General features: G+C 70.9%; 23 protein-coding genes. 14 read left to right on the top strand and 9 right to left on the bottom strand.

Going from position 1 to position 21,649, the window contains the following annotated elements:
- Nucleotides 1-76: 76 nt before the first annotated feature.
- The gene (locus tag ACLQ3F_RS12545) at nucleotides 77-865 is read left to right on the top strand and encodes a class I SAM-dependent methyltransferase (protein WP_425848778.1); all 789 of its coding nucleotides are present in this window, start codon (nucleotides 77-79) and stop codon (nucleotides 863-865) included.
- A gap of 471 nt (nucleotides 866-1,336) precedes the next feature.
- Here the strand turns inward: ACLQ3F_RS12545 and ACLQ3F_RS12540 are convergent, their stop codons facing one another.
- Entirely contained in the window at nucleotides 1,337-2,374 is a 1,038-nt protein-coding gene (locus ACLQ3F_RS12540) for a UDP-N-acetylmuramate dehydrogenase (protein ID WP_425849281.1), read from the bottom strand.
- 114 nt (nucleotides 2,375-2,488) lie between these two features.
- On the opposite strand from ACLQ3F_RS12540, the gene ACLQ3F_RS12535 reads away from it, so the two are divergent.
- From ACLQ3F_RS12535 to ACLQ3F_RS12505, 7 genes are all read left to right on the top strand, one after another.
- Nucleotides 2,489-3,247: a maleylpyruvate isomerase family mycothiol-dependent enzyme gene (locus ACLQ3F_RS12535; RefSeq protein WP_357197678.1), complete on the top strand. Its 759-nt coding sequence runs from the start codon at nucleotides 2,489-2,491 to the stop codon at nucleotides 3,245-3,247.
- 230 nt (nucleotides 3,248-3,477) lie between these two features.
- Nucleotides 3,478-4,782 carry an ABC transporter substrate-binding protein gene (locus ACLQ3F_RS12530; protein ID WP_425848775.1) on the top strand — a complete coding sequence of 435 codons (1,305 nt, stop codon included), beginning with the start codon at nucleotides 3,478-3,480 and terminating at the stop codon, nucleotides 4,780-4,782.
- A gap of 69 nt (nucleotides 4,783-4,851) precedes the next feature.
- The gene (locus ACLQ3F_RS12525; protein WP_425848773.1) at nucleotides 4,852-5,835 is read left to right on the top strand and encodes a carbohydrate ABC transporter permease; all 984 of its coding nucleotides are present in this window, start codon (nucleotides 4,852-4,854) and stop codon (nucleotides 5,833-5,835) included.
- On the top strand, nucleotides 5,832-6,665 hold the full coding sequence (locus tag ACLQ3F_RS12520) for a carbohydrate ABC transporter permease (RefSeq protein WP_357202059.1): 834 nt from the start codon (nucleotides 5,832-5,834) through the stop codon (nucleotides 6,663-6,665). The genes ACLQ3F_RS12525 and ACLQ3F_RS12520 overlap by 4 nt, the downstream gene beginning before the upstream one ends.
- Entirely contained in the window at nucleotides 6,662-8,074 is a 1,413-nt protein-coding gene (locus ACLQ3F_RS12515; RefSeq protein ID WP_425848770.1) for a GH1 family beta-glucosidase, read from the top strand. Before ACLQ3F_RS12520 ends, ACLQ3F_RS12515 begins: the two co-directional genes overlap by 4 nt.
- Before the next feature lie 20 nt (nucleotides 8,075-8,094).
- Nucleotides 8,095-9,102: a LacI family DNA-binding transcriptional regulator gene (locus tag ACLQ3F_RS12510; protein ID WP_357202054.1), complete on the top strand. Its 1,008-nt coding sequence runs from the start codon at nucleotides 8,095-8,097 to the stop codon at nucleotides 9,100-9,102.
- 166 nt (nucleotides 9,103-9,268) lie between these two features.
- Nucleotides 9,269-10,165: a GNAT family N-acetyltransferase gene (locus tag ACLQ3F_RS12505; protein ID WP_425848768.1), complete on the top strand. Its 897-nt coding sequence runs from the start codon at nucleotides 9,269-9,271 to the stop codon at nucleotides 10,163-10,165.
- Between the two features lie 198 nt (nucleotides 10,166-10,363).
- On the opposite strand, the gene ACLQ3F_RS12500 is transcribed toward ACLQ3F_RS12505, so the two are convergent.
- Both ACLQ3F_RS12500 and ACLQ3F_RS12495 read right to left on the bottom strand, forming a co-directional pair.
- Nucleotides 10,364-10,879, bottom strand: coding sequence for an O-acetyl-ADP-ribose deacetylase (locus ACLQ3F_RS12500; RefSeq protein WP_425848766.1), 516 nt, complete (start codon nucleotides 10,877-10,879; stop codon nucleotides 10,364-10,366).
- Between the two features lies 1 nt (nucleotide 10,880).
- A complete protein-coding gene (locus ACLQ3F_RS12495) occupies nucleotides 10,881-11,672 on the bottom strand; it encodes an EI24 domain-containing protein (protein WP_425848764.1) in 792 nt (263 codons plus the stop codon).
- Nucleotides 11,673-11,872: 200 nt separating this feature from the next.
- Between ACLQ3F_RS12495 and ACLQ3F_RS12490 the strand changes: the two genes are divergently transcribed.
- Genes ACLQ3F_RS12490 through ACLQ3F_RS12470 form a run of 5 tightly spaced genes read left to right on the top strand, consistent with a single transcriptional unit; the run spans nucleotide 11,873 to nucleotide 16,437 of the window.
- Nucleotides 11,873-12,781, top strand: coding sequence for an ABC transporter ATP-binding protein (locus tag ACLQ3F_RS12490; protein ID WP_357202041.1), 909 nt, complete (start codon nucleotides 11,873-11,875; stop codon nucleotides 12,779-12,781).
- Nucleotides 12,782-12,792: 11 nt separating this feature from the next.
- Entirely contained in the window at nucleotides 12,793-13,527 is a 735-nt protein-coding gene (locus ACLQ3F_RS12485) for an ABC transporter permease (RefSeq protein WP_425848760.1), read from the top strand.
- Between the two features lie 11 nt (nucleotides 13,528-13,538).
- Nucleotides 13,539-14,807, top strand: coding sequence for a sensor histidine kinase (locus tag ACLQ3F_RS12480; protein WP_425848758.1), 1,269 nt, complete (start codon nucleotides 13,539-13,541; stop codon nucleotides 14,805-14,807).
- The gene (locus tag ACLQ3F_RS12475) at nucleotides 14,804-15,445 is read left to right on the top strand and encodes a response regulator (RefSeq protein WP_425848756.1); all 642 of its coding nucleotides are present in this window, start codon (nucleotides 14,804-14,806) and stop codon (nucleotides 15,443-15,445) included. The genes ACLQ3F_RS12480 and ACLQ3F_RS12475 overlap by 4 nt, the downstream gene beginning before the upstream one ends.
- Before the next feature lie 23 nt (nucleotides 15,446-15,468).
- The gene (locus tag ACLQ3F_RS12470) at nucleotides 15,469-16,437 is read left to right on the top strand and encodes a helix-turn-helix transcriptional regulator (protein ID WP_425848754.1); all 969 of its coding nucleotides are present in this window, start codon (nucleotides 15,469-15,471) and stop codon (nucleotides 16,435-16,437) included.
- On the opposite strand, the gene ACLQ3F_RS12465 is transcribed toward ACLQ3F_RS12470, so the two are convergent.
- The 6 genes from ACLQ3F_RS12465 to ACLQ3F_RS12440 form a co-directional block, all read right to left on the bottom strand.
- A complete protein-coding gene (locus ACLQ3F_RS12465; RefSeq protein WP_425848753.1) occupies nucleotides 16,428-17,342 on the bottom strand; it encodes an SDR family oxidoreductase in 915 nt (304 codons plus the stop codon). The two genes, ACLQ3F_RS12470 and ACLQ3F_RS12465, sit on opposite strands and share 10 nt — an antisense overlap.
- A gap of 55 nt (nucleotides 17,343-17,397) precedes the next feature.
- A complete protein-coding gene (locus ACLQ3F_RS12460) occupies nucleotides 17,398-18,135 on the bottom strand; it encodes an alanyl-tRNA editing protein (RefSeq protein ID WP_124858939.1) in 738 nt (245 codons plus the stop codon).
- Between the two features lie 11 nt (nucleotides 18,136-18,146).
- On the bottom strand, nucleotides 18,147-19,034 hold the full coding sequence (locus tag ACLQ3F_RS12455; protein WP_355005802.1) for an alpha/beta fold hydrolase: 888 nt from the start codon (nucleotides 19,032-19,034) through the stop codon (nucleotides 18,147-18,149).
- Nucleotides 19,031-19,345, bottom strand: coding sequence for a DUF2516 family protein (locus ACLQ3F_RS12450; protein WP_334507220.1), 315 nt, complete (start codon nucleotides 19,343-19,345; stop codon nucleotides 19,031-19,033). The genes ACLQ3F_RS12455 and ACLQ3F_RS12450 overlap by 4 nt, the downstream gene beginning before the upstream one ends.
- 71 nt (nucleotides 19,346-19,416) lie before the next feature.
- Nucleotides 19,417-20,055, bottom strand: a complete 639-nt coding sequence (locus tag ACLQ3F_RS12445; RefSeq protein WP_425848750.1) for a hypothetical protein — start codon at nucleotides 20,053-20,055, stop codon at nucleotides 19,417-19,419.
- Nucleotides 20,052-20,651: a helix-turn-helix domain-containing protein gene (locus ACLQ3F_RS12440; RefSeq protein WP_425848747.1), complete on the bottom strand. Its 600-nt coding sequence runs from the start codon at nucleotides 20,649-20,651 to the stop codon at nucleotides 20,052-20,054. The genes ACLQ3F_RS12445 and ACLQ3F_RS12440 overlap by 4 nt, the downstream gene beginning before the upstream one ends.
- A gap of 112 nt (nucleotides 20,652-20,763) precedes the next feature.
- Here ACLQ3F_RS12440 and ACLQ3F_RS12435 point away from each other — a divergent pair, with 112 nt between their 5' ends.
- On the top strand, nucleotides 20,764-21,561 hold the full coding sequence (locus ACLQ3F_RS12435) for an alpha/beta fold hydrolase (protein ID WP_425848744.1): 798 nt from the start codon (nucleotides 20,764-20,766) through the stop codon (nucleotides 21,559-21,561).
- Nucleotides 21,562-21,649 lie beyond the last annotated feature (88 nt).

The raw sequence follows: 21,649 nt of genomic DNA, 5'->3' as shown, positions 1-21,649 counted from the left end.
GTGAGCCCGGTTCGCGAACGGTGAGCCGGGTCTGCGCGCCCCGCAGTCGCGAACGGAGATTGGCCTTGAGGTCGACATGAGCCCTGCGGCGCGGCGCCGGCCGGTCGGCGTGGTCACGCGCGGCACGACGAACCCGAACCGGCTCCGTCGGGTCGACAACTGGATCGTCGCCACCTGCGCCGACCGGTTGTTGACGGCGGACGACCCCCTGGTGGTCGACCTCGGCTACGGCGCCACCCCGGTGACCGCTGTGGAATTGCGCGCTCGACTCGCGGCCGGGATCCGCCCGGACGTACGGCTGGTCGGGTTGGAGATCGACGCGGCCCGGGTGGCGGCCGCGGCGCCGGCCGCCGACCCACCCGGGCTGACATTCGCCCGGGGTGGGTTCGAGTTGGCCGGGCTCCGGCCGGTGCTGGTCCGCGCGTTCAACGTGCTGCGACAGTACGACGAGAGCGAGGTCGCCGAAGCCTGGCAGACGATGACCGCCGCGCTCGCCCCCGGCGGAGCGCTCGTCGAGGGCACGTGTGACGAGTTGGGACGGCTCGCCAGTTGGCTGCTGATCGACGCCGACGGCCCGCGGACGCTGACCCTGGCCGCGAAGCTCACCACGCTGGGCAGCCCTGCCGAGCTGGCCGAGCGGCTCCCCAAGGCGCTGATCCACCGCAACGTTCCCGGTGAGCCGGTGCACGCGCTGATCCGCGCCCTGGACGACGCCTGGCAGGCCGCCGCCCCGTACGCCACCTTCGGCCCCCGCCAACGTTGGCTGCACGCGGTGACCCGCCTCCGCGAAACCGGCTGGCCCATCCTCGACAACCCCACCCGCTGGCGCCGAGGCGAACTAACCCTCCCCTGGCCCCTCCCCTAACCGCCCCTCGCCCCTCGCCCCTCGCCCCGCTCCGCCCCGCCCCTCGCCTCGCCCGGCGCCCGGCGCCCGGCGATCATGGAGTTGTGGTGGGTGCTTTTACCATTTAGAAGGCAAATGTCCCCCACCACAACTCCATGATCGACGCGGTCAGGCGGTCAAGCGGTCGGCGGTCGGGCGGGCGGGGCGGGGCGCGTGGGGGTGTCGCCGCGGCACAGGGCACGCACGCCACACGCCACACGCCGATCTTGCACTTTCGGTCGACGATTCGTTCCCTTAGAGCCACTATGTCCCAGCAGCAACTGCAAGATCGCCGGGCGGTGCCGGGGCCTGGGTGGGCAGGGCTGGGACCGGGCGGACCGGGGCCGGGGCCGGGCGGACCGGGCTGGCGGGGACGCGCGGGGTGAGGTGAGGCGGGGCGAGGTGAGGCGAGGCCGGGGTACGGCCGTGGCACGCCGGGGGTGGTGAGGTGGGTTAGAGGGTGCAGTTGATGAGGACTGGTTCGGGGTGCAGGGTCACGCCGAAGCGGGCGTGGACCTGGTCGCGGATGGTGCGGGCCAGGGTGAGCAGGTCGCTGGTGTGGGCGGTGCCGCTGCGGTTCGTCAAGGCCAGGGTGTGCTTGCTGGAGATGGCCACTCCACCCTCGCCAGGATGGCCCTTGGTGAAGCCGGCCTTGTCGATCAGCCAGGCGGCGCTCACCTTGACCAGGCCGTCCGCCCCGGGCCAGGCTGGCGGGTCGCCCAGCTCGGTGGAGCGTTCCAGGAGCTGTTCGTACGTCGCGCGGTCGAGCACCGGGTTGGTGAAGAAGGAGCCGACCGAGCGAGTGTCCGGGTCGTTGGCGTCGAGCACCATTCCCTTGCCCGCCCGCAGCCGCAGCACCACCGTGCGGGCGTCGGCCAGCGGCACCTGCTCGCCCACCTCGACACCGAGGGTTCGGGCCAGCTCGGCGTAGCGCACCGGCCCGGAGAGCGGGGACCCGGTGAGTCGGAAGTCGACCGAGAGCACCACCCAGCGGTCCACGTACTTGAAGATGCTGCCCCGGTAGGCGAAGCCGCACTGGGCTGCGGGGATGACCTGGCGGGTGCCCTCGACCCGGTCGTACACCTCGACGCCGGTGATCGTCTCGGCGACCTCCTGGCCGTACGCGCCGACGTTCTGGATCGGGGTGGCACCGGTCGAGCCGGGGATGCCGGACAGGCATTCCAGCCCGGCCCAGCCGTTGGCGACAGTGGCGGCGACGAAGTCGTCCCACGGCTCGCCGGCGTCGACTCGTACGGTGACCGAGGTGGCGTCCTCGGCGATGACCCGCATGCCACGGGAGCGCACCAGCACGACGGTGCCGGGGAAGCCGGCGTCGCCGATCACCACGTTGCTGCCCCCGGCCAGGATCAGGACCGGCTCCGTCGCGGCGCGTACCGCGTGGACGAGCTCGTCGGCGCTGCCGGCGGCCACGATCCGCTCGGCCGGTCCACCCGTTCGCAGGGTGGTGTAGCCGGCGAGTGGACCGGGGATGGCACGATCGGCGTCGGTTGTCGGCTGGGCGGAGGCGTCTGGCACGCCCTTCACCTTAGGCTGACAAGTAGCCGTGGCACCCACTGGTCGCCCGGCACCCCCGGGAGGATGGCGATGAGCAGACTGCAGGGCAGCAAGGATTTCTGGATCGGGGCGCTCCGGACGGAGGGTCCGGCTTTCGCGGCAGCGGTGGCCGAGGCGCCGCCGGAGACACCGGTGCTGTCCTGTCCGGGCTGGACGGTCAACGACCTCACACTGCACCTGGCCGGCTTCTACCACTGGGTGTCGTCGTTCGCTGGTTCCGGCCAGACCAGCCAACCGCCCCGGTGGGAGAAGGCCGAGCCCGACCCGGGCGTGAACGCGCTTCAGCTGTGGCAGCAGGGTTACGACCGGGTGATGACCCTCTTCGACGGGCTTGACCCCGAGGCACCGGCGTGGAACTGGGCCCCGCAGCCGAAGAAGGCCGGTTTCTGGCCGCGACGGACGGCGCACGAGACGGCTGTGCACCGCTGGGATGCCCAGCTCGCCATCGGCGCCGGCGACCCGGTGGAGGCGAAGCTAGCGGCCGACGGGGTGAGTGAGGTGCTGGACACCTGGCTGCCGGCGGGCCGGCGGCAGGTGCCGGGTGACTGGCACGGGGTGGTGCAGCTCCGCGCGACCGATGCGGACCAGGAGTGGTATCTGCGGTTGCGCGGCGAGGGGGTGGCGCTGCTCGACACCGCGACCATCTTCGACCACGATGATCACCACGCCCGAGCCCAGGTCAGCGGCACCGCGAGCGACCTGCTGCTGGCGCTCTGGGGGCGGGTGAGCTTCGAGACGCTGGACGTCGTCGGTGACCGCGGGCTGTTGGACGGTCTGCGCACCGGCTGAGCGACCCACCACGAACGAGGGCGTCACCCCATTGGGGGTGGCGCCCTTTGTCGATGTCGGGGGTTGCCCTCGCCTGCCGGGTGCCGCACTGGCGGTGAGCGTTCATCACGGGACCACAACGCTGAGAGAGCGCTCTCTTGACAGTCGGTTGGCGACACACCACAGTGTCGTGAGAGCGCTCTCTTAGCCATCTGCCACCACCCGCCTGCCTTGAGAGAGGTCGATAAACCATGGCTGTCTTCCCGCGCCGCCGCCTCGCCGCGGTGGCCCTCGCCGCCGCCACCGCCCTGCTCGTCACCGCTGGCTGCGGCGGCGGCGACGAGCCCGGCGACGGATCGATCACCCTAACCGTCGACGTCTTCGGCCAGTTCGGCTACGAGCAGCTCTACCAGGAGTACATGACCGCGAACCCCGGCGTGAAGGTCGTCGAGCGCGGCACCGGCACCAACCTCGACGAGTACTCGCCGAAGCTCACCCAGTGGCTCGCCGCCGGCCGGGGCGCCGGCGACGTGGTGGCCATCGAGGAGGGTCTTCTTGTCGAGTACAAGGCCAATCCGGCGAACTTCGTCAACCTGCTGGATCACGGTGCCGCCGAGCTCAAGGGCAACTTCCTGGAGTGGAAGTGGAACGCCGGCCTGACCGCCGACGGCAAGCAGCTCATCGGCCTCGGTACCGACGTGGGCGGAATCGCCATGTGCTACCGCAAGGACCTCTTCCAGAAGGCCGGCCTGCCCACCGAGCGGGACGAGGTCTCCAAGCTGTGGCCGACCTGGCCGGACTACATCGCCACCGGTGAGAAGTTCGTCGCGGCCAAGACCGGGGCGTCGTTCCTCGACGGCGCGACGAACACCTTCAACACCATCCTGCTGCAGACCGCGGGCAACAGCAGCGGCTACAGCTACTACGACACCAGCGAGAAGCTGGTCGTCGACAGCAACCCGGCCGTGCGACAGGCCTACGACACCACAATGGACATCATCGACTCGGGCCTCTCCGGAAAGTACGGCTCCTGGTCGGAAGAGTGGGTTTCCGCCTTCAAGCAGTCGAAGTTCGCCACCATCGCCTGCCCCGCCTGGATGACCGGCGTCATCGAGGCCAACGCCGGCACTGGCGCCCAGGGCAAGTGGGACATCGCCCGGGTGCCCGGCAACGGTGGCAACTGGGGTGGGTCGCACCTCGCGGTACCCAAGCAGAGCAAGCACCAGGCCGAGGCGATCAAGCTGGCCAAGTTCCTGACCAGCGCCAAGGGGCAGATCGGGGCGTTCAAGGCCAAGGGCCCGCTGCCGTCCTCGCCGCAGGCGCTCGACGACCCGGCGATCAGCGGCGCGACCAACGCGTACTTCTCGGGGGCACCGGTTGGCGCCATCTTCGGCACCGGCGCGAAGAGCCTGAAGCCGGTCTACATGGGCCCGAAGAACCAGGCCGTACGGACCGAGGTGGAGAACGCCGTACGGACCGTGGATCTGGGTCAGCGCAGCCCCGCGCAGGGCTGGACCGACGCGGTGACCAACGCGAAGAAGGCCGCCGCCAAGTAGCCCAACCAGCGTGCGGGCGGGCTCCGACGACAGGAGTCCCGCCCGCACGGCGGAAAGGAGTTTCCGGGCATGACCGTCCAGCTCGACGCCCGCCCGCCGGTCGCACCGGCACCCCAGCGCCCGTCAGGTCGGCTCAGCCGGCTCGACACCCGGTTCTCGCCGTACCTCTACATCGCCCCGTTCTTCCTGATCTTCGGCGTCTTCGGGGCGTACCCGCTGGCGTACACCTTCTGGGTCTCGCTGCACGACTGGGACCTGCTCGGAGTCGACCACCCCTTTGTCGGGGCGGAGAACTACACCCGGCTGCTGGCCGACACCGACTTCTGGCACGCGCTGGTCAACACGCTGGGGATCTTCGTGATCTCGACCGTCCCGCAACTGCTTGCCGCGCTCTGGCTGGCCAACCTGCTCAACCGCGGCCTGCGGGCGCGTACCGGTTGGCGGATGGCGGTGCTCGTCCCCAACGTCACGTCCACGGCCGCGGTGGCGATCGTCTTCGGGGTGCTCTTCGGCCGCGAGTTCGGCATGATCAACTGGTTGCTCGACCTGGTCGGGCTGGACGCGATCGAGTGGAAGTCCAACCGGCTGGCGTCCTGGGTGGCCATCTCCGCCATGGTCGACTGGCGGTGGACCGGCTACAACGCGCTGATCCTGCTGGCCGCGATGCAGGCCATCCCCCGCGACCTGTACGAGGCGGCGGCGATCGACGGCGCCAGCCGGGCCCGGCAGTTCTGGTCGGTCACCGTGCCGATGCTCAAGCCGACGATCATCTTCTGCACCATCATCGCCACCATCGGCGGCCTGCAACTCTTCACCGAGCCCCGGATGTTCAACTCCGGCACCAACCCGATCCGCGGCGGGCCGCTGCGCGAGTCGCAGACGCTGACCATGTACATGTTCGAGAACGCGTTCGCCCCGCACTACAACTTCGGGTACGGGTCGGCAGTGGCCTGGCTGCTCTTCGCGCTCATCGCGATCGTCGCGGCGGTCAACGTGCTCATCCTGCGCCGCCTCGGTGGCGGGGACCGATCGCAGAAGGGAGCGGCGCGATGAGCCGACTCTGGCGGGCCAGCCCGCTCACCTACCTCGCCCTGGTCGTCGCCGCCGGCCTGTCGGTCTTTCCGATCTGGTGGATGTTCGTCGTCGCCAGCCGCAGCAACGACGCGATGGGCCAACTGCCACCCCCGGTCACCCCCGGCGGCAACCTGGGCGCGAACATCGCCCGCCTGTTCGACAACACCGACGCGTACTTCATGACCGGCCTGATCAACTCGGCGGTCGTCGCCACTACTGTGACCGTCTCCGTGGTGTTCTTCTCCAGCCTGGCCGGGTTCGCCTTCGCCAAGCTCAGGTTCCGCGGCCGTAACGCCATGCTGCTGGTGATCATCGCGACCATGATGGTGCCGACGCAGCTCGGCGTGATCCCGCTCTACCTGCTCATGAGCAAGCTGCACTGGAACGACCGGCTGCCCGCGGTCATCGTCCCGGTGCTGGTCACCGGGTTCGGGGTGTTCATGATGAGGCAGTACGCCGGCCAGGCCATCAGCGACGAACTGATCGAGGCCGCCCGCATGGACGGCTGCGGCACCGCCCGGATCTGGTGGCATGTCGTGGTGCCCGCCCTGCGTCCCGCCGCCGCCGTCCTCGGTCTGCTCACCTTCATGACCACCTGGAACGACTTCCTCTGGCCGTACGCTGTACTGAACGACCCGACGAATCCAACAGTGCAACTGTCCCTACGCGCACTGTCGGACGGGTATTACCAGGACATGTCGCAGGTGTTCACCGGAACGGCCATCGCGACGCTGCCCCTGCTACTGGTCTTCGTGTTGTTCGGCCGGCAGATCATCGGCGGAATCATGGAAGGTGCGGTCAAGGCGTGAACGAGCGGAGCGAGTCAACCAACCGGCCCGGCAACGAGATCCGGTTTCCCGAACACTTCCTCTGGGGGACGGCCACCGCCGCGTACCAGATCGAGGGTGCGGCACGCGACGACGGTCGCGGTCCGTCCATCTGGGACACCTTCAGCCGTACGCCGGGCAAGGTGTACCAGGGTCACACCGGCGACGTCGCCTGCGACCACTACCACCGGTACGCGGACGACGTGGCGCTGATGGCCGAGCTGGGCCTGCGGGCGTACCGGTTCTCGGTGGCGTGGCCGCGGATCCAGCCCGACGGCACCGGCCCTGCCAACCCCCGTGGACTGGACTTCTACGACCGGCTCACCGACACGCTGCTCGACCGGGGAATCGACCCGATCGTCACCCTCTACCACTGGGACCTGCCGCAGGCCCTGGGCGACCGGGGTGGCTGGACCAACCGGGACACCGCCGAGCACTTCGCCACCTACGCCACTGCGGTGTACGCCCGCCTCGGCGACCGGATCGACGTGTGGACCACGCTGAACGAGCCGTGGTGCTCGGCCTACCTCGGTTACGCCAACGGCGTGCACGCTCCCGGGGAGCAGGATCCGGCGGCGGCCTTCACCGCCGTACACCATCTGCTGTTGGGGCACGGCCTGGCGGCGCGGGCGTTGCGGGCGGCCGGCGCGCGCAGCGTGGGCGTCACCGTCAACCCGGCCGACGTACGCCCGGCAGACCCGCAGAGCGCGGCCGACGCCGCAGCGGTCCGCCTGGTCGACGGCCTGCACAACCGGATCTTCCTCGACCCGCTGCTGGCCGGCGGCTACCCGGACGACGTTCGCGAGCACGTGGCCCGGATCGTCGAGCCGACGTTCATCCGCGAGGGCGACGAGAAGGTGATCGCCGCCCCGATCGACCTGCTCGGCATCAACTACTACGCCCCGACCTACGTGGCCGGTCGGCCCGACGGCGGCGGCAACGGCGCGTACCCGGGCACCGAGGGTGCTGTGCACTTCCTGCCACCGGCCGGGCCGCTCACCGACATGGGTTGGATGATCGAGCCGGCCGGGCTCACCCGGCTGCTGGAGCGGATCGCCGCCGACTACCCCGGTGTGCCGCTGCTGATCACCGAGAACGGTGCGGCGTTCCCCGACAAGCCCGGCGCCGACTCGCCCGACGGCCCGACGCAGGTGATCGACGCCGATCGCATCGCCTACCTCGACGGGCACCTCCGCGCGGCGCACGAGGCGATCTCCCGGGGCGTGGACCTGCGCGGTTATCTCGTATGGTCATTCCTGGACAACTTCGAGTGGGCGGAGGGTTACCGCAAGCGGTTCGGGATCGTGCACGTCGACTACCTGACCCAGCGGCGCACACCGAAGGCCAGCGCCCGGTGGTACCAGGAGGTGATCTCCCGGAACGGGCTGTGACGAGCGGGGGGGAAAGCGCGATGACGACGGCGCAGCGGCCGACGCTCGAAGCGGTGGCAGCGCGGGCCGGAGTGTCCCGCGCCACCGTTTCCCGGGTGGTCAACGGCTCCACCACCGTCGCCGAGCCGATCCGCGAGGCGGTCACCCGGGCGGTCGCCGAGTTGGGGTACGTCCCCAACCTGGCGGCCCGCAGCCTGGTCACCCAGCGCACCGACTCGATCGCCCTGGTCATGCCGGAGGCGGCCACCCGGGTTTTCTCCGACGACCAGGTCTTCCCCGGCATCATCCGGGGCGTCAGCCAGGAGTTGGAGGCGGCTGACAAGCAACTGGTGCTGATGCTCGCCGGCTCGCCGGCCGGGCACCACCGGGTCGAGCGGTACACCACCGGCCGGCACGTCGACGGCGTGCTCTTCGCGTCGCTGCACGGTGCCGACCCGCTGCCCGGCACGCTGGCCCGACTCGGCATCCCGGTGGTGGTCAGCGGTCGGCCGCTCGGCGACGTGCCCGTCCCGTACGTCGACGTCGACCACGTGGCCGGGGTGACCGCGGCCGTCCGGCACATGATCGACAGCGGTCGTCGACGGATCGCGACCATCGCCGGGCCACAGGACATGGTCGCCGGGATCGAACGGCTCAGCGGCTACCGCAGCACTGTCGCCGACGCGGGGCTGCCCGAGATGGTCGCTATCGGTGACTTCACCAGGGAATCCGGGTCGGCGGCGATGCGGCACCTGCTCACCGAGCACCCCGACCTGGACGGCGTCTTCGCCGCCTCCGACCTGATGGCGCACGCCGCCCTGCGGACGCTGCGCGAGGCAGGTCGGCGGGTGCCCGACGACGTGGCGGTGGTCGGCTTCGACGACATCGAGACAGCTGCCTACACCGAGCCGCCGCTGACCACCGTCCGGCAGCCGATCGTGGAGCTCGGCCGCCGGATGACCCGCCAACTGCTCCGGCTGGCCGCCGGGGAGACCATCGAGCAGGCGATCATGCTGCCCACCGAGCTGATCCGCCGCGCCTCCGCCTGACCTGCTGGTCGGTGGCCGGTGCGGGAGCACGCGGTTAATGCGTCGTCCGGGCAGACGATCTTGGTTAGCCTCGCCGACATGCCGGATCCTGTCGCACTGCTCAGCTGCTCCCACCAACTCGTCGAGGTCGAGGCCGTCCTCGCGGCCGTACGGATGGGGGCCTGACGTGCGCATTCGTGTTGCGCAGCCGGACGATGCTCCGGGCGTGGTGGCGCTGCGGGCGATCGTCTTCCCGTACCAGGTGCGCGGCGTCGAGTCGACCCGGAAGATGATCGCCGATCCGGTACCGGGCCGGGACTGGGTCGCCTTCGTGGCCGAGGTCGATGCCCAGGTCGTCGGTTGGGTGACGGCGCAACGCAACGCGTCGACCTCGACGGCGGACTTCGGTGACATCTCCCTCCTGCACGTGCACCCGGAGCACCGGCGGCGCGGCATCGGCACCGCGCTGCTGACGACCGCGACAGGTCACCTTGCCCCGCTGGGGGTCCGCCGGCTCCGCGCCTTCGCTCAACCGGAGGCGCTGCCGTTCGCCCGCCGGCACGGCTACGAGCCCAGTCGTGAGCTGCGCTTCTCGGCGCTCGAACTGAACCCGGCACCCGGGCTGCCGGAGCTGCCTCCGGGCGTTCGACTGCGCCAGATCGCGGAACTGGACCCGCAACGCCTCTACGCGGCGGACGTTGCGGCAGCGCTGGACGAGCCTGGCGACGTACCGGTCGACTCGATCAGCTACGAGAGCTGGCAGTACGACGTCTGGGACAACCTGGGCCTGGACAAGGAGTCCAGCACCGCTGTCGAAGTCGACGGGGAGGTGGCCGCCTTCAGCCTGGTGAAGCGGGACGGGGACCGGATGTGGTCGGACTTCACCGGCAGTCTCCCGGCGTACCGGGGGCGGGGCCTCGCCCGGCTCGCCAAGACGGCAGCGCTGCACCGGGCCGCCGCGAACGGCGTGCGCGTCGCGTACACCTCGAACGACGAGGCGAACGGGCCGATGCTCGCGATCAACACCCGGCTTGGCTACCGCCCGGTGGCAGCCGAGTGGTCCTGCCTGACCGACCTGACCTGATCGACACTCAACCTTGAGCGGACGTGTTCATCAGTGGCCATCGACCCGACCCGATCTTCGGGTCGTAGCCGCACCGCCCCGCATCACGACGGACCTGCGGTGATCAAGTGTTGAAAAGTAGGTTTGCGTGCCCCCTGGAACCTACTTTTCAACACTTGACCGAGGCACAGGAGGAATGCGGGGCTGACATCGGGACGGTCAGCCGGCCGCGAACACCTGACGGGCGGTGGCGTAGGTGTCCGCCCCGAACAGCACCAGGCGGGCCTCGGTGACGGTGGCGGGCGTGGCCGGGCGCAGCACCGTCAGGGCCTGGCGGACCGCGTCGTCGACCGGCCAGCCGTAGATGCCGGCGGAGATCAGCGGGAAGGCCACAACGGCCGCGCCCAGTCCGTCGGCCACCCGCAGGCTGTTGGCGTAGCAGTCGCGCAACAGCGCCGAGCGGTCCTCAGTGCCGGACCAGACCGGTCCGACGGTGTGGATCACCCAGCGGGCCGGCAGCTCCCCGGCCGTCGTCGCCACCGCCTGGCCGGTGGGCAGCCCTCCGCCGTAGTGGGACGCCCGCAGCGCCCGGCACTCGGCCAGGATCGCCGGCCCGCCGCGCCGGTGGATGGCCCCGTCGACACCACCGCCGCCGAGCAGGGACGAGTTCGCGGCGTTCACTATGGCGTCGACCCGCTGGGCGGTGATGTCGCCCTCGACCAGGGTGATCTCCATGTCAGTCCTTCTCGATGGATTGACCGAGCGATCGGCGGGCCAGCAGGGTGGCGCCCGCGACCGCCGCCGGCATGATCAACACCGCGCCGAGCGGGATCAGGAAGCACAGGAAGACGGCCACTCCGAAGCCGAGCGCGGTGGGTCGGTCGGCCTTGAGGATCGTCCGGCGCTGCGGCAGCCGCATCCCCCGTCGGTAGAACGGTGCACCTACCAACTCCACGGCGAGGAACCACCCGCCCACGGCCGCCCCGATGACCGGGACGACGGTCTGGCCGACCACCGGGATGAAGCCGGCGACGAAGAGCGGGATGCCGACCAACGCCGTGAGCGCCAGCAGGCGTACCGAGTCGGCGAGGCTACGGCGCAGCGACGACCAGAAGGGCACGTCCACAGCGCCCGGCGTGCCCCCGTACCGCTGCTCGACCTGCTCGGAAATCTTTTCGTAGAACGGGTCGCCGATGACCAGGGTGACGGCGGTGAACGTGAGCACACCAAGCAGGCCGCCGACCCCCAGGAAGGCCAACCCGGCGATCACCCGAACCAGGCTGCGTCCGGTGCTCGACCAGTCGTCGGCGAACGGGGTGACCAGCGCGGCGAGATCGTCCACGAAGTACACCAGTGTGGCGAACGCGGCCAGGAAGAGCACGCCGGAGATCAACGCCGGCACGATGCCGAGCAGCATCAGCCCCGGGCTGCGGACGTAGAGGCCCAACCCACGCAGGAGCAGCCCCGCCCCGGCGAGGAAGCGTCCGACGACCCCGGTCACCGGGCTGGCGATTCTGCTGGCATCCACGATCGAGCAGCCTAACCAGCGGTGATCGGATCCGCCGGGCGGAGCGCTAGCAGCGAGCGGCCGCGTGCACATCAACCGGTTGACGGACGGCAGCGGTCCACCGGGGACGCCGAGGTTCGTCGCTGACCGGTCGATTCGCCGGCGGGCCACCCCGACCACCCTTGAGGGGTACGAAGTCAGCGGCGGCGAAAGGCGACACGATGCCGGTCATCGAGGTGACCCACCTGAAGAAGCGGTACGGCGACCTGGTGGCGGTGGACGACGTGTCGCTCGCCGTGGAGGCCGGGGAGATCTTCGGCGTTCTCGGCCCGAACGGCGCCGGCAAGACCACCACCGTGGAGTGTGTGGCCGGGCTGCGTGTCCCCGACGGGGGCGGGGTGTCTGTCCTCGGGCTCGACCCCCGCCGGGACGCGGCCCAGCTACGCCAGCGGGTCGGGGTGCAACTCCAGGAAAGCCAACTGCCGGACCGGTTGCGGGTGGCCGAGGCGCTGGAGCTGTACGCCTCGTTCTACCGCAACCCGGCCGACCCGGCCGAGCTGATCGACAAGCTGGGCCTCGGCGACAAGCGGAACACCGCGTACAAGAAGCTCTCCGGCGGCCAGAAGCAGCGGCTCTCCATCGCGCTGGCCCTGGTCGGCAACCCGGAGATCGCCATCCTCGACGAGCTGACCACCGGGCTGGACCCGCAGGCCCGCCGGGACACCTGGGGCCTCATCGAACAGGTCCGCGACAGCGGGGTGACGATCGTGCTGGTCACCCACTTCATGGAGGAGGCCGAGCGGCTCTGCGACCGGGTCGCGGTGATCGACCGGGGTCGGGTGGTCGCCCTGGACACCCCGGCGGGCCTGGTGTCGACGGTGGCTCCGGAGCAGCGGATCCGGTTCCGGCCCTCAGCTCCGGTCGACGACCGGCTCCTCACCGACCTGCCCGAGGTGTCCGCCGTGCAGCGAACCGGCAGCCAGGTGGTGGTGACCGGAACCGGCGAGCTGCTGCACGCCGTCACGTCGGTGCTCGCCCGTCACCAGATCGTCGCGGCAGACCTGCGGCTGGAGCAGTCCACCCTCGACGACGCCTTCGTCGAGCTGACCGGGCACCGGCCCGCCAACTGAGAGGAAGCACAATGCACGCCTTCCGCCAGATCCTGAAGGTCGAGGCGCGGCTCTACCTGCGGGACCTACCGACGCTGCTCACCATAGTCGGGCTGCCCACACTGATCCTGGTGGTGCTCGGGTTGATTCCCTCGCTCCGGGAGCCGGATCCGAACTTCGACGGGCAGAACTTCGTCAATTACTTCGCCCCGTCGCTGTTGGTGGTCACCCTGGCCATGGTGGGGGTGAACACGATGCCCATGGCGTTGGCCACCTACCGGGAACGCGGCGTGCTGCGTCGGCTGGCGACCACTCCGGCGCACCCGGGCGCTCTGCTCGCCGCCCAACTGGTGGTGGCCCTGGCCGCGATCCTGGCCAGCGCGTTGCTGCTCATCGTCGTCGGCCGGTTGGCGTTCGAGGTGCCACTCCCCCGGCACCCGTTCGGCTTCACCCTGGCGTTCGTCCTCGGCACGGCGGCGCTGCTGGCGCTCGGCCTGCTGGTCGCCGCCGTGGCCAAAACCACGAAGGCGGCACAGGCCCTGGCCGTCCCACTGTTCCTGCTCACCATGTTCTTCGGCGGGGTCTACCTCCCCCGGTTCCTGCTCCCCGACGTCGTGGCGCGGATCGGCGACTACACGCCGCCCGGGGTCCAGGCACTCCTCGACGCCTGGACCGGCACTGCGCCACAGCCGCTGCACCTGGGAATAATGGCGGTGATCGCCGTGGCGGCCGGCGCCGGCGCGGCGAAACTGTTCCGCTGGGAGTGAGCGGAGATGCGATGACCAGCAGCGGTGGGCACGACCGTCTGACCAGATGGCGAGAGCACGAGGCAATCCTCTACCGCGTCTTCCCCTTCGGCGGGCTGACTCTGGGCACCCTGCTGGCCCTCGTGGCACCGGCACCTGACCAGCCCGGGGCGCTGCCCACCCTCGCCGTCGCCGTGGCGGCCGGAGGCTGGGTCGCCTGGTTCGTCACCCTGCACCCCGGCTGGCAGAGCCGGCGCAGACCGATGGCGGTCTACTACGCCGGGCTGCTCACGTTCGCCGCCGCCCTGGTGGCCGCCAGTCCGTGGTACGGCTTCTTCGCCTGGATCGGCTACATCCACGCCTTTCCGGTGCTGCCCGGGCGCTGGCGCGTCGCGGGCGTGGTCACCACGGCCACCCTGGTCGCCACGTCGCAGGGCGGTGGTCTGTCGGTCGTGGCGTCGCACCTGCCGCTCTGGCTGTTGCTGGTGCTGTTCAACCTGGTGGTGGCCGGCTCGGCGAGCTGGTTCGCGGTGATCGCCGAACAGGAGGACGCCAGGCGCAAGCGGTTGGTGGCGGAACTCGGTGAGACCAACCGCCAGCTCACCGAGACGGTGAATGAGAACGCCGGGCTGCACGCCCAACTGCTCACCCAGGCCCGGGAGGCCGGCGTGCTGGACGAACGGCAACGAATGGCGCGGGAGATCCACGACACCCTGGCGCAGGGATTGACCGGCATCATCACTCAACTGGAGGCGGCCGAGCAGAGCCGCGACCGGTCGGCCGACTGGCGCCGGCACGTCGACAACGCGCTCGCCCTGGCTCGGGAGAGCCTCACCGAGGCCCGCCGCTCGGTGCAGGCGGTCCGCCCGGAACCGTTGGAGACGGCCCGGCTACCGGACGCCCTCGTCGAGCTGGGCGGTCGTTGGTCGGCCCTGAACGGGGTACGGGCCGACGTGGCCACCACCGGCACGCCCCGCCCGCTGCACCCGGAGGTGGAGGTGACCCTGCTGCGGGCCGCCCAGGAGGCGCTGTCAAACGTGGCCCGGCACGCCGCCGCGTCGCGGGTCGGGCTGACCCTGTCGTACATGGCGGACGTGGTCACGCTCGACGTCCGTGACGACGGAGCGGGTTTCGACGTCGCCGACCAGCCGGCGCCCCGTGAGCCGGGCGGCGGGTACGGGTTGACCGCCATGCGGCAACGGGTGACAAGGGTCGGTGGCGAGTTGGCAGTCGAATCCGAGCCGGGCAGCGGCACCGCCATCTCGGCGTCCGTTCCCGCGCTACCCGGAGGTGCCGGTTGACCGCCCCGATTCGGCTGCTGATCGTCGACGATCACCCGGTGGTGCGGGACGGCCTGCGGGGGATGTTCACCGGTGACCCCGATTTCCAGGTGGTGGGCGAGGCGGCGGACGGCTCGGAGGCGTTGGCCCTGGTCGCGTCGCTGCAGCCGGACGTGGTGCTGATGGATCTACGGATGCCCGGAATGGACGGGGTGACAGCCATCGGCAGGCTGGCTCGCACCGGCAGCACCGCCCGGGTGCTGGTGCTCACCACCTACGACACGGACGCGGACGTGCTGCCGGCGATCGAGGCAGGTGCGACCGGTTACCTGCTCAAGGACACACCTCGGGAGGATCTCGTTCGGGCGGTCCGGGCGGCGGCCCGGGGCGAGTCGGTGCTGGCGCCGAGCGTCGCCGGCCGGCTGATGGGTCGGCTGCGCGCTCCCGCCGAGGAACCGCTCAGTCAACGGGAGCTTGAGGTGCTCACCCTGGTGGCCCGGGGCGCCTCCAACCGGGAGGCGGCGAACCGCCTGTTCATCAGCGAGGCCACCGTCAAGACGCACCTGCTGCACCTGTACGCCAAGCTCGGGGTCAACGACCGGGCTGCCGCGGTGGCCACCGCGTACGACCGGGGGTTGCTGACGCCCGGCGGGCGGTGAGCGGCACCGGGCAGGATGGGCGGATGCGCGCGTCCCGACTGATCTCGTTGCTGTTGCTGTTGCAGTCGCGCGGGTCAATGACAGCGGGCGAGCTGGCACGGGAGTTGGAGGTCTCCGAGCGGACCGTCTATCGGGACGTTCTGGCGCTCTCCGCGGCGGGCGTGCCGGTCTACGCCGACCGAGGGCGGGCCGGCGGCTACCGCCTGCTCGGCGGGTACCGCACCCGGCTGACCGGGCTGACCCGGGACGAGGCGGAGGCGCTCTTCCTCGCCGGGCTGCCCGGACCGGCCGGCGAGATGGGGCTCGCCGACGCCGTCGCGTCTGCCGAGCTGAAGGTGCTCGCCGCGCTGCCACCCGCACTGCGCGACGCGCCGGCCCGGGCCGGGCAGCGGTTCCACCTGGACGTACCGGGCTGGTTCCGGCAGAGCACGCCACCGCCCTGGCTGCCCGAGCTGGCCCGGGCGGTCTGGGGCGACACTGTGGTGGAGCTGCGCTACCGACGCGGCGACCAGGAGGTGACCCGCCAGGTCCAGCCGTACGGCCTGGTGCTCAAGAGCGGGGTCTGGTATCTGGTCGGCCGCGTCGGCGACGATGTGCGCACCTACCGGGTGGACCGGGTCACCGGGGTCGAGGTGGGCGACGAACACTTCGACCGCGACGAGGGCTTCGACCTGGCCGGGCACTGGCGCGAGCAGGCCGGGTCGTTCCTGCGGACCATGCTGCGGGCCGAGGTCGCCGTCCGGCTGAGCCCCGCCGGCCTGCGCCAGCTCCGGCACCTGGTCGATGCCCCCAACGTGTACGACGAACTGGTCGCCGCCGCCGACGAGCCCGACGGGCAGGGGTGGGTCGTAACGCGGCTGCCCGTCGAGTCGGTCCCGGTGGCGTACCACCAACTGCTGGGCCTCGGTCCCGAGGTCGAGGTCATCGACCCACCTGAGCTGCGGCGGTTGTTCGCCGAGAGCGCCGAGCGGCTCGCCGCGCTCTACCGGTAGCCGGTCACGTCCGCCGGCTTGCCCGCGTCGACCACCTCGGTGATGTAGCGGAAACCCTCGGGTTGGCTGCCGTCGAGGTCGGTGAAGCCGTACACCTTGGACAGGCTGCCGGCGTCGACGGACCTGCCGTTCCAGCGGGCCTTCTCCTCGTCGGCGGCGAGCGCGGCCACCGCCCGGCCGACGAAGGCCGGGGTCTCCGAGATGAGGAAGTTCGGGTCGGTGGCGGCCCCGTCGCGCCAGTTCTCCTCGGTCACGCCGAAGTGCTCCAGCATCGCCTCGGAACGGATCCAGCCGGGGGTCAGTGCCACGGCCGTGCAGCCGTGCGGCTTCAGTTCGTGCGCCTGACTGAAGGCGAGCCGGTTGACCGAGACCTTCGCCAGGTCGTAGAAGACCGACAGCCGGTAGTTCTCGTCGTTGTACGCCTTGGTGCCGTCGCCCATCTCCACCACCAGGCCACCGGGCTTGCGGATCAGCAGCGGCAGGGCGAAGTGGCTGGTGATGATGTGCGTGTCGACGGCCAGTCGCAGGGTACGGAAGCCGGCGTCGAGCGGTTGCTCCCAGACCGGCTTGTCCCAGGTGACCAGTGGGTCGCCGCCCCAGATGTCGTTCACCAGCACGTCGAGTTGGCCGTGCTCGGCGTCGATCCGGGCGACCAGGTCGCGGACCTGATCGGGCACCAGGTGGTCGACCTGGACGGCGATGCCGGTGCCGCCGGCCGCGGTGATCAGCTCGGCGGTCTCCTCGATGGTCTCCGGTCGATCCATCTCGGAGCGGCCGGCCCGGGAGCTGCGACCGGTGGCGTAAACAGTGGCCCCGGCCGCGCCGAGCTGAACGGCGATCTGCCGCCCGGCGCCACGGGTGGCACCGGCGACGAGCGCGATCTTTCCGGTTAGCGGTTGTGTCATGCCTGCGACGTTGTCAGGGATACCTGACAACCGACGTCCGAATTCGGTACTCGATCTAGTCGACCAGTCGGACCCGGACCCGGCGGTTGGCCCGGCCCTTGCTCTCCACCTTCACGACCTGGACCTTGCCGATCTGGGCGGTGGAGGCGACGTGGGTGCCGCCGTCGGCCTGCACGTCCAGCCCGACGATGTCGACGATCCGGACCTCCTGCTCATCCGGCGGGATGAGGTTGGACTGGGTACGGATGATGTCCGGCAGGGCCAGCGCCTCGGTGCGCGGCAGCACCCGGGTGGCGACCGAGCGGTCGGCGGCCACCTCGGCGTTGACCAGCTCCTCGATGCGACTCTTGAAGTCCGGGGGCACCTCGGGGAGGTTGAAGTCCATCCGGGCCTCGCCCGGTTCCATCGAGTTGCCGGTCACGAGCGCGCCGAAGTCGCGGAACACCACACCACAGAGCACGTGCAGCCCGGAGTGGGTACGCATCAGCCGGGTGCGGCGCTCGTCCTCCACCGCGCCGACGACCTCGGTGCCGACCGGCGGCAGCGGATCACCTTCGGCGGGAATCAGGTAGGGGTCGTCGCCCTTGCGGGTGCCGACGATCCGGGTCTGCACGCCCTGCCAGAGCAACACACCGTGGTCGGGTGGTTGGCCACCACCACCCGGGTAGAACGCCGAACGGTCCAACACGATGCCCTGCTCGGCATCGGAGTGCAGGACCGTGCACGTCCATTCGCGCAGGGTCGGGTCGGCAAGGTCCAGCCGGTGCGTCCGGCCGTGCTGTGTGACGCCCATGACAGGGCAGGTTACTCGTTCAGGAAGCCGGAGATGCGGTCCCGCAGATCGGCGCGTTCCGACCAGAGCACGCCGGGCCGGTCGTACACGTGCAGGGTGGCCTGGGGAAGCGCCACGGCGAGCCGCTCGGCGACCTCGACCGGGTGCAGGTCGTCGCCCGCGCAACCGATCACCAGCGCCGGTGCGGTGACCGCCGTCAGGTCACCGATCTGGCGCAGCGGTGTCTGGTCGGTGAGCGTGGCCAGACCGTCGGCGAGACCGTCGCGGAGCAGTTGGTCGAGCCGTTGTCGCAGGTAGGCCCAGCCGGCCGGGGTGTTACGCACCGCCGGGGGCAACTCCAGCGTGACGATGTCGGCGACCGCCGACGCGTCGCCGCTCTCCACCGCCTCCAGCAGGTCGGTGATGCGCTCCCGGGCGGCCGGCCCGCGTGGCTCGTCGAGGACCGCCGGCAGGAAGAAGACCAGCTTGTCGAAGCGCTCCGGGCTCTCCACGAGGAGTCGGCAGAGGGCACCCGCGCCGAGACTCGCGCCGAACGCCCGGCTGGCGCCGCCAAGGTCGGCGATTGCCCGCAGATCCCGGGCCAGGTCCAGATAGTCCCACGGCCCGTCCGGGGCTTCGGAACGGCCGTGCCCACGGAACTGGAAGAACACCTTGCGACCGTTCACCCCACTGCCGAACGGTCGGGTGGTGGCGATGCCGTTGCCCAACCCGTGTGCGAACACGGTGACCGGATCACCGGTGCCGGTGACCAGCCGTTCCAGCCGTACGCCGTGCGGGGTGGTGATCAGCTCGGTCTCCGGCTCCGGCAGCGCCGGCCGGCCGGTCCGCGGCCCACCCGGCCCGGGACCCCAGGTGCGGGGCCCGCTGTCGGGTGGGGGCGGCCAGCGAAAACCTCTCACCAGAACCCTTTGCCGTCACCGAGTTCGCGGAGGCCGATTCGGACATCGAGCAGGTAGATCAGACCGGCGGCGATGCCGACCAGCCCGAACAGGCTGATCGGACCGAAGCCGAGCAGGGTGAGCACGAGGCAGACCGCCAGGATGGCGATCCAGCCGCCCTTGGGCAGCGTCCCGATGGCGGGGAAGGCGTCGGAGCGCTGCGTGATCGCGTGCACCAGGGCGACGCCCTGAACGATCAGCGCGAAGACGAGCAGGATCAGCTGGATCACTTCACGGACGGCGAAGGCGAAGATCGGCGCGGCGTTGGCCATGCCGGCCAGTTTATGTCCACGACCCCGGCTACGTCCGACAAGGACGCCACCGGGGTCGCGGCCACGGTGAACTACTCGGCTGCCGGACGGGTCCGCTTGGTGGCCCGGGGAAGCTTCGCCGACGGGGCCTCGACCGGCTTGGCGGCCTTCGGCGCGCGGGCGGCCTTCTTGACGGCGGCCGGCTTGGCCTCGGCGATCTCCGCCACGTCGGCCGGGGTCGGCGCGTCGGTGGAGGCCGCAGCGGTGGGGGTGGCGGCAGCCGTGGGGGTGGCGGCCGGCGTCACGGCCTCGGTGGCCTCGATGTCGGCGTTGACCGTCTCGGCGGCCTCCAGCACGCCGGCACCGACGACCCGCTCGCCCCGGGCGACCAGCGCGCCGTACGCCGCGAACGCACGCTCCTGGGCGACCTGGGCGCCCGCGACCACCAGGGCGGCGTTGCGGGTCGCGGCGGCGCGCAGCTTGTCGATGTCGGCGGCCTCGCGCAGCTTCGCCAGGTCGGCGGTCTCGTTGGCGGTGCGCAGCGTCTCGGTGGCCTTCTGCTTCAGCTCGAAGCCGGTCAGCACGGCCCGGCCGCCCAGGTCGGCGACGACCCGGGTGCTGAGGACGCCGACCACGGCCGGCAGCTTGCGCAACTGCTCGATGGCCAGCTCACCGGCGCCGGCTGCGGCGTAGATCGGGGCGGGGATGCGGTTGGTCTTCGGCTCGCTCATGACGTCTCCTCTTCGGCCGCCTCGGCGGCCTTCTTCTTCTGGGGGATGCTGGTGCTGCCCGGGGCGGGGGCGGTGCCCGCCTCGGTGACGGCGACCGACTCGAGCACGGCCTCGGTCGGGGTGCCGCCGACGGTGGTGGGGCCGGTGGCGGCCACATTGGCCAGGTCCGCAGCCTGGCTGGCGGGCTGGTCGGTGGGCTGGCCGGCGGGCTGGTCAGCCTGCGCCGTCTCGGCTTCGGCCTGGGCCTCGGCCAGCCGGGTGTTCTCCCGGCGGAACGTCTCGTAGATCTGACTGAGCGACTGCTTCTGCGCCATCGTCAGGTCGGCGTCCACGGCGATGGCGGCGAGCACCCCGTGACCTTCCTTGTCGTCGAGCAGACCGGCGCGCAGGTACATCGCCGGCGTGGACACCCGTAGCGCGCTCGCCAGTTGCTGGAGCACCTCGGCGCTGGGCTTGCGCAGGCCGCGCTCGATCTGGCTGAGGTACGGGTTGCTGACCCCCGCCTGCTCGGCGAGCTGCCGTAGCGAGATCTTGGCGTTGCGCCGAAGATCGCGGATGAACCCGCCGACGTCGGGAAGGTCCTTGGGTGTGGCCATGGCAGCGACGCTAACCGCCCGCGCTAGCTGTTGCAAGCAAAACGCTAACCATAGTTAGCAACGTCTCAGGATCGCGTTTGCGCGCCGCTCAACCGATCCGTACGGTCCGTCCGTGGACAAGATCACAGTCAATGGAGCAAGCATCGCGTACGACGAGGCCGGCACCGGTTCGCCCGTCGTCCTGCTGCACGCCGGAATCGCCGACCGGCGGATGTGGCGGGGGCAGGTGCCCGCGCTCGCCGCCCGGCACCGGGTGATCGTTCCGGACCTGCGCGGCTACGGAGACTCCGAGCTCCCCCCGGCCCCGTTCACGCACCACGACGACGTGGCCGGGCTGCTGGACGCGCTCGACCTGCCCCGGGCCGCCCTGGTCGGCTGCTCTTTCGGTGGGGCGGTCGCCATCGACACCGCGCTGGCCCACCCCGACCGGGTGAGCGCGCTCGCGCTGTTCGACACGGCAGTCTCCGGGAACGAGTGGTCCGACGAGGCGAACGACCTCTGGGACGACCTGGTCGGCGAGGTCGACCCGGACGACTTCGTCGCCGGTGCGGCCGGTGAGGTCCGGTTCTGGGTGGTCGGCCCGCGACGCCAGCCGGAGGACGTCGACCCGGAGCTGGTCGCGTTCGCGCAGGAGATGGACCAGCGTGCCCTCGCCGCGGAGCTGGCGCTCGGCGCGGTCGAGGTGGGAGAGCTGTCGCCACCGGCGATCGGTCGTCTCGGTGAGCTGAAGATCCCCGTCCTGGTCACCGCCGGCGCGGCCGACGTGCCGGACATCAGTCGGCTCGCCGACCGGATCGCCGCCGAGGTCCCCGGCGCGGTACGACTGCCCGACGTGCCGGACGCCGCCCACCTGCTGCCGCTGGAGCGCCCGGAGCCGGTCAACGCAGCGCTGCTCGACTTCCTGAGCTAGATGTACTGCCCAGGGAGGTTGGTTAAGCGGCTGATGGGTGGGCGTTTGCCGGTGGCGGTGTGGGGCCTGTGATGGTTGTACTCGTGTA

Source organism: Micromonospora sp. DT15 (assembly GCF_049841475.1).
In the GTDB taxonomy this organism is placed as follows: Bacteria; Actinomycetota; Actinomycetes; order Mycobacteriales; family Micromonosporaceae; genus Micromonospora.
This window is presented reverse-complemented; position numbering and strand designations above follow the sequence as displayed.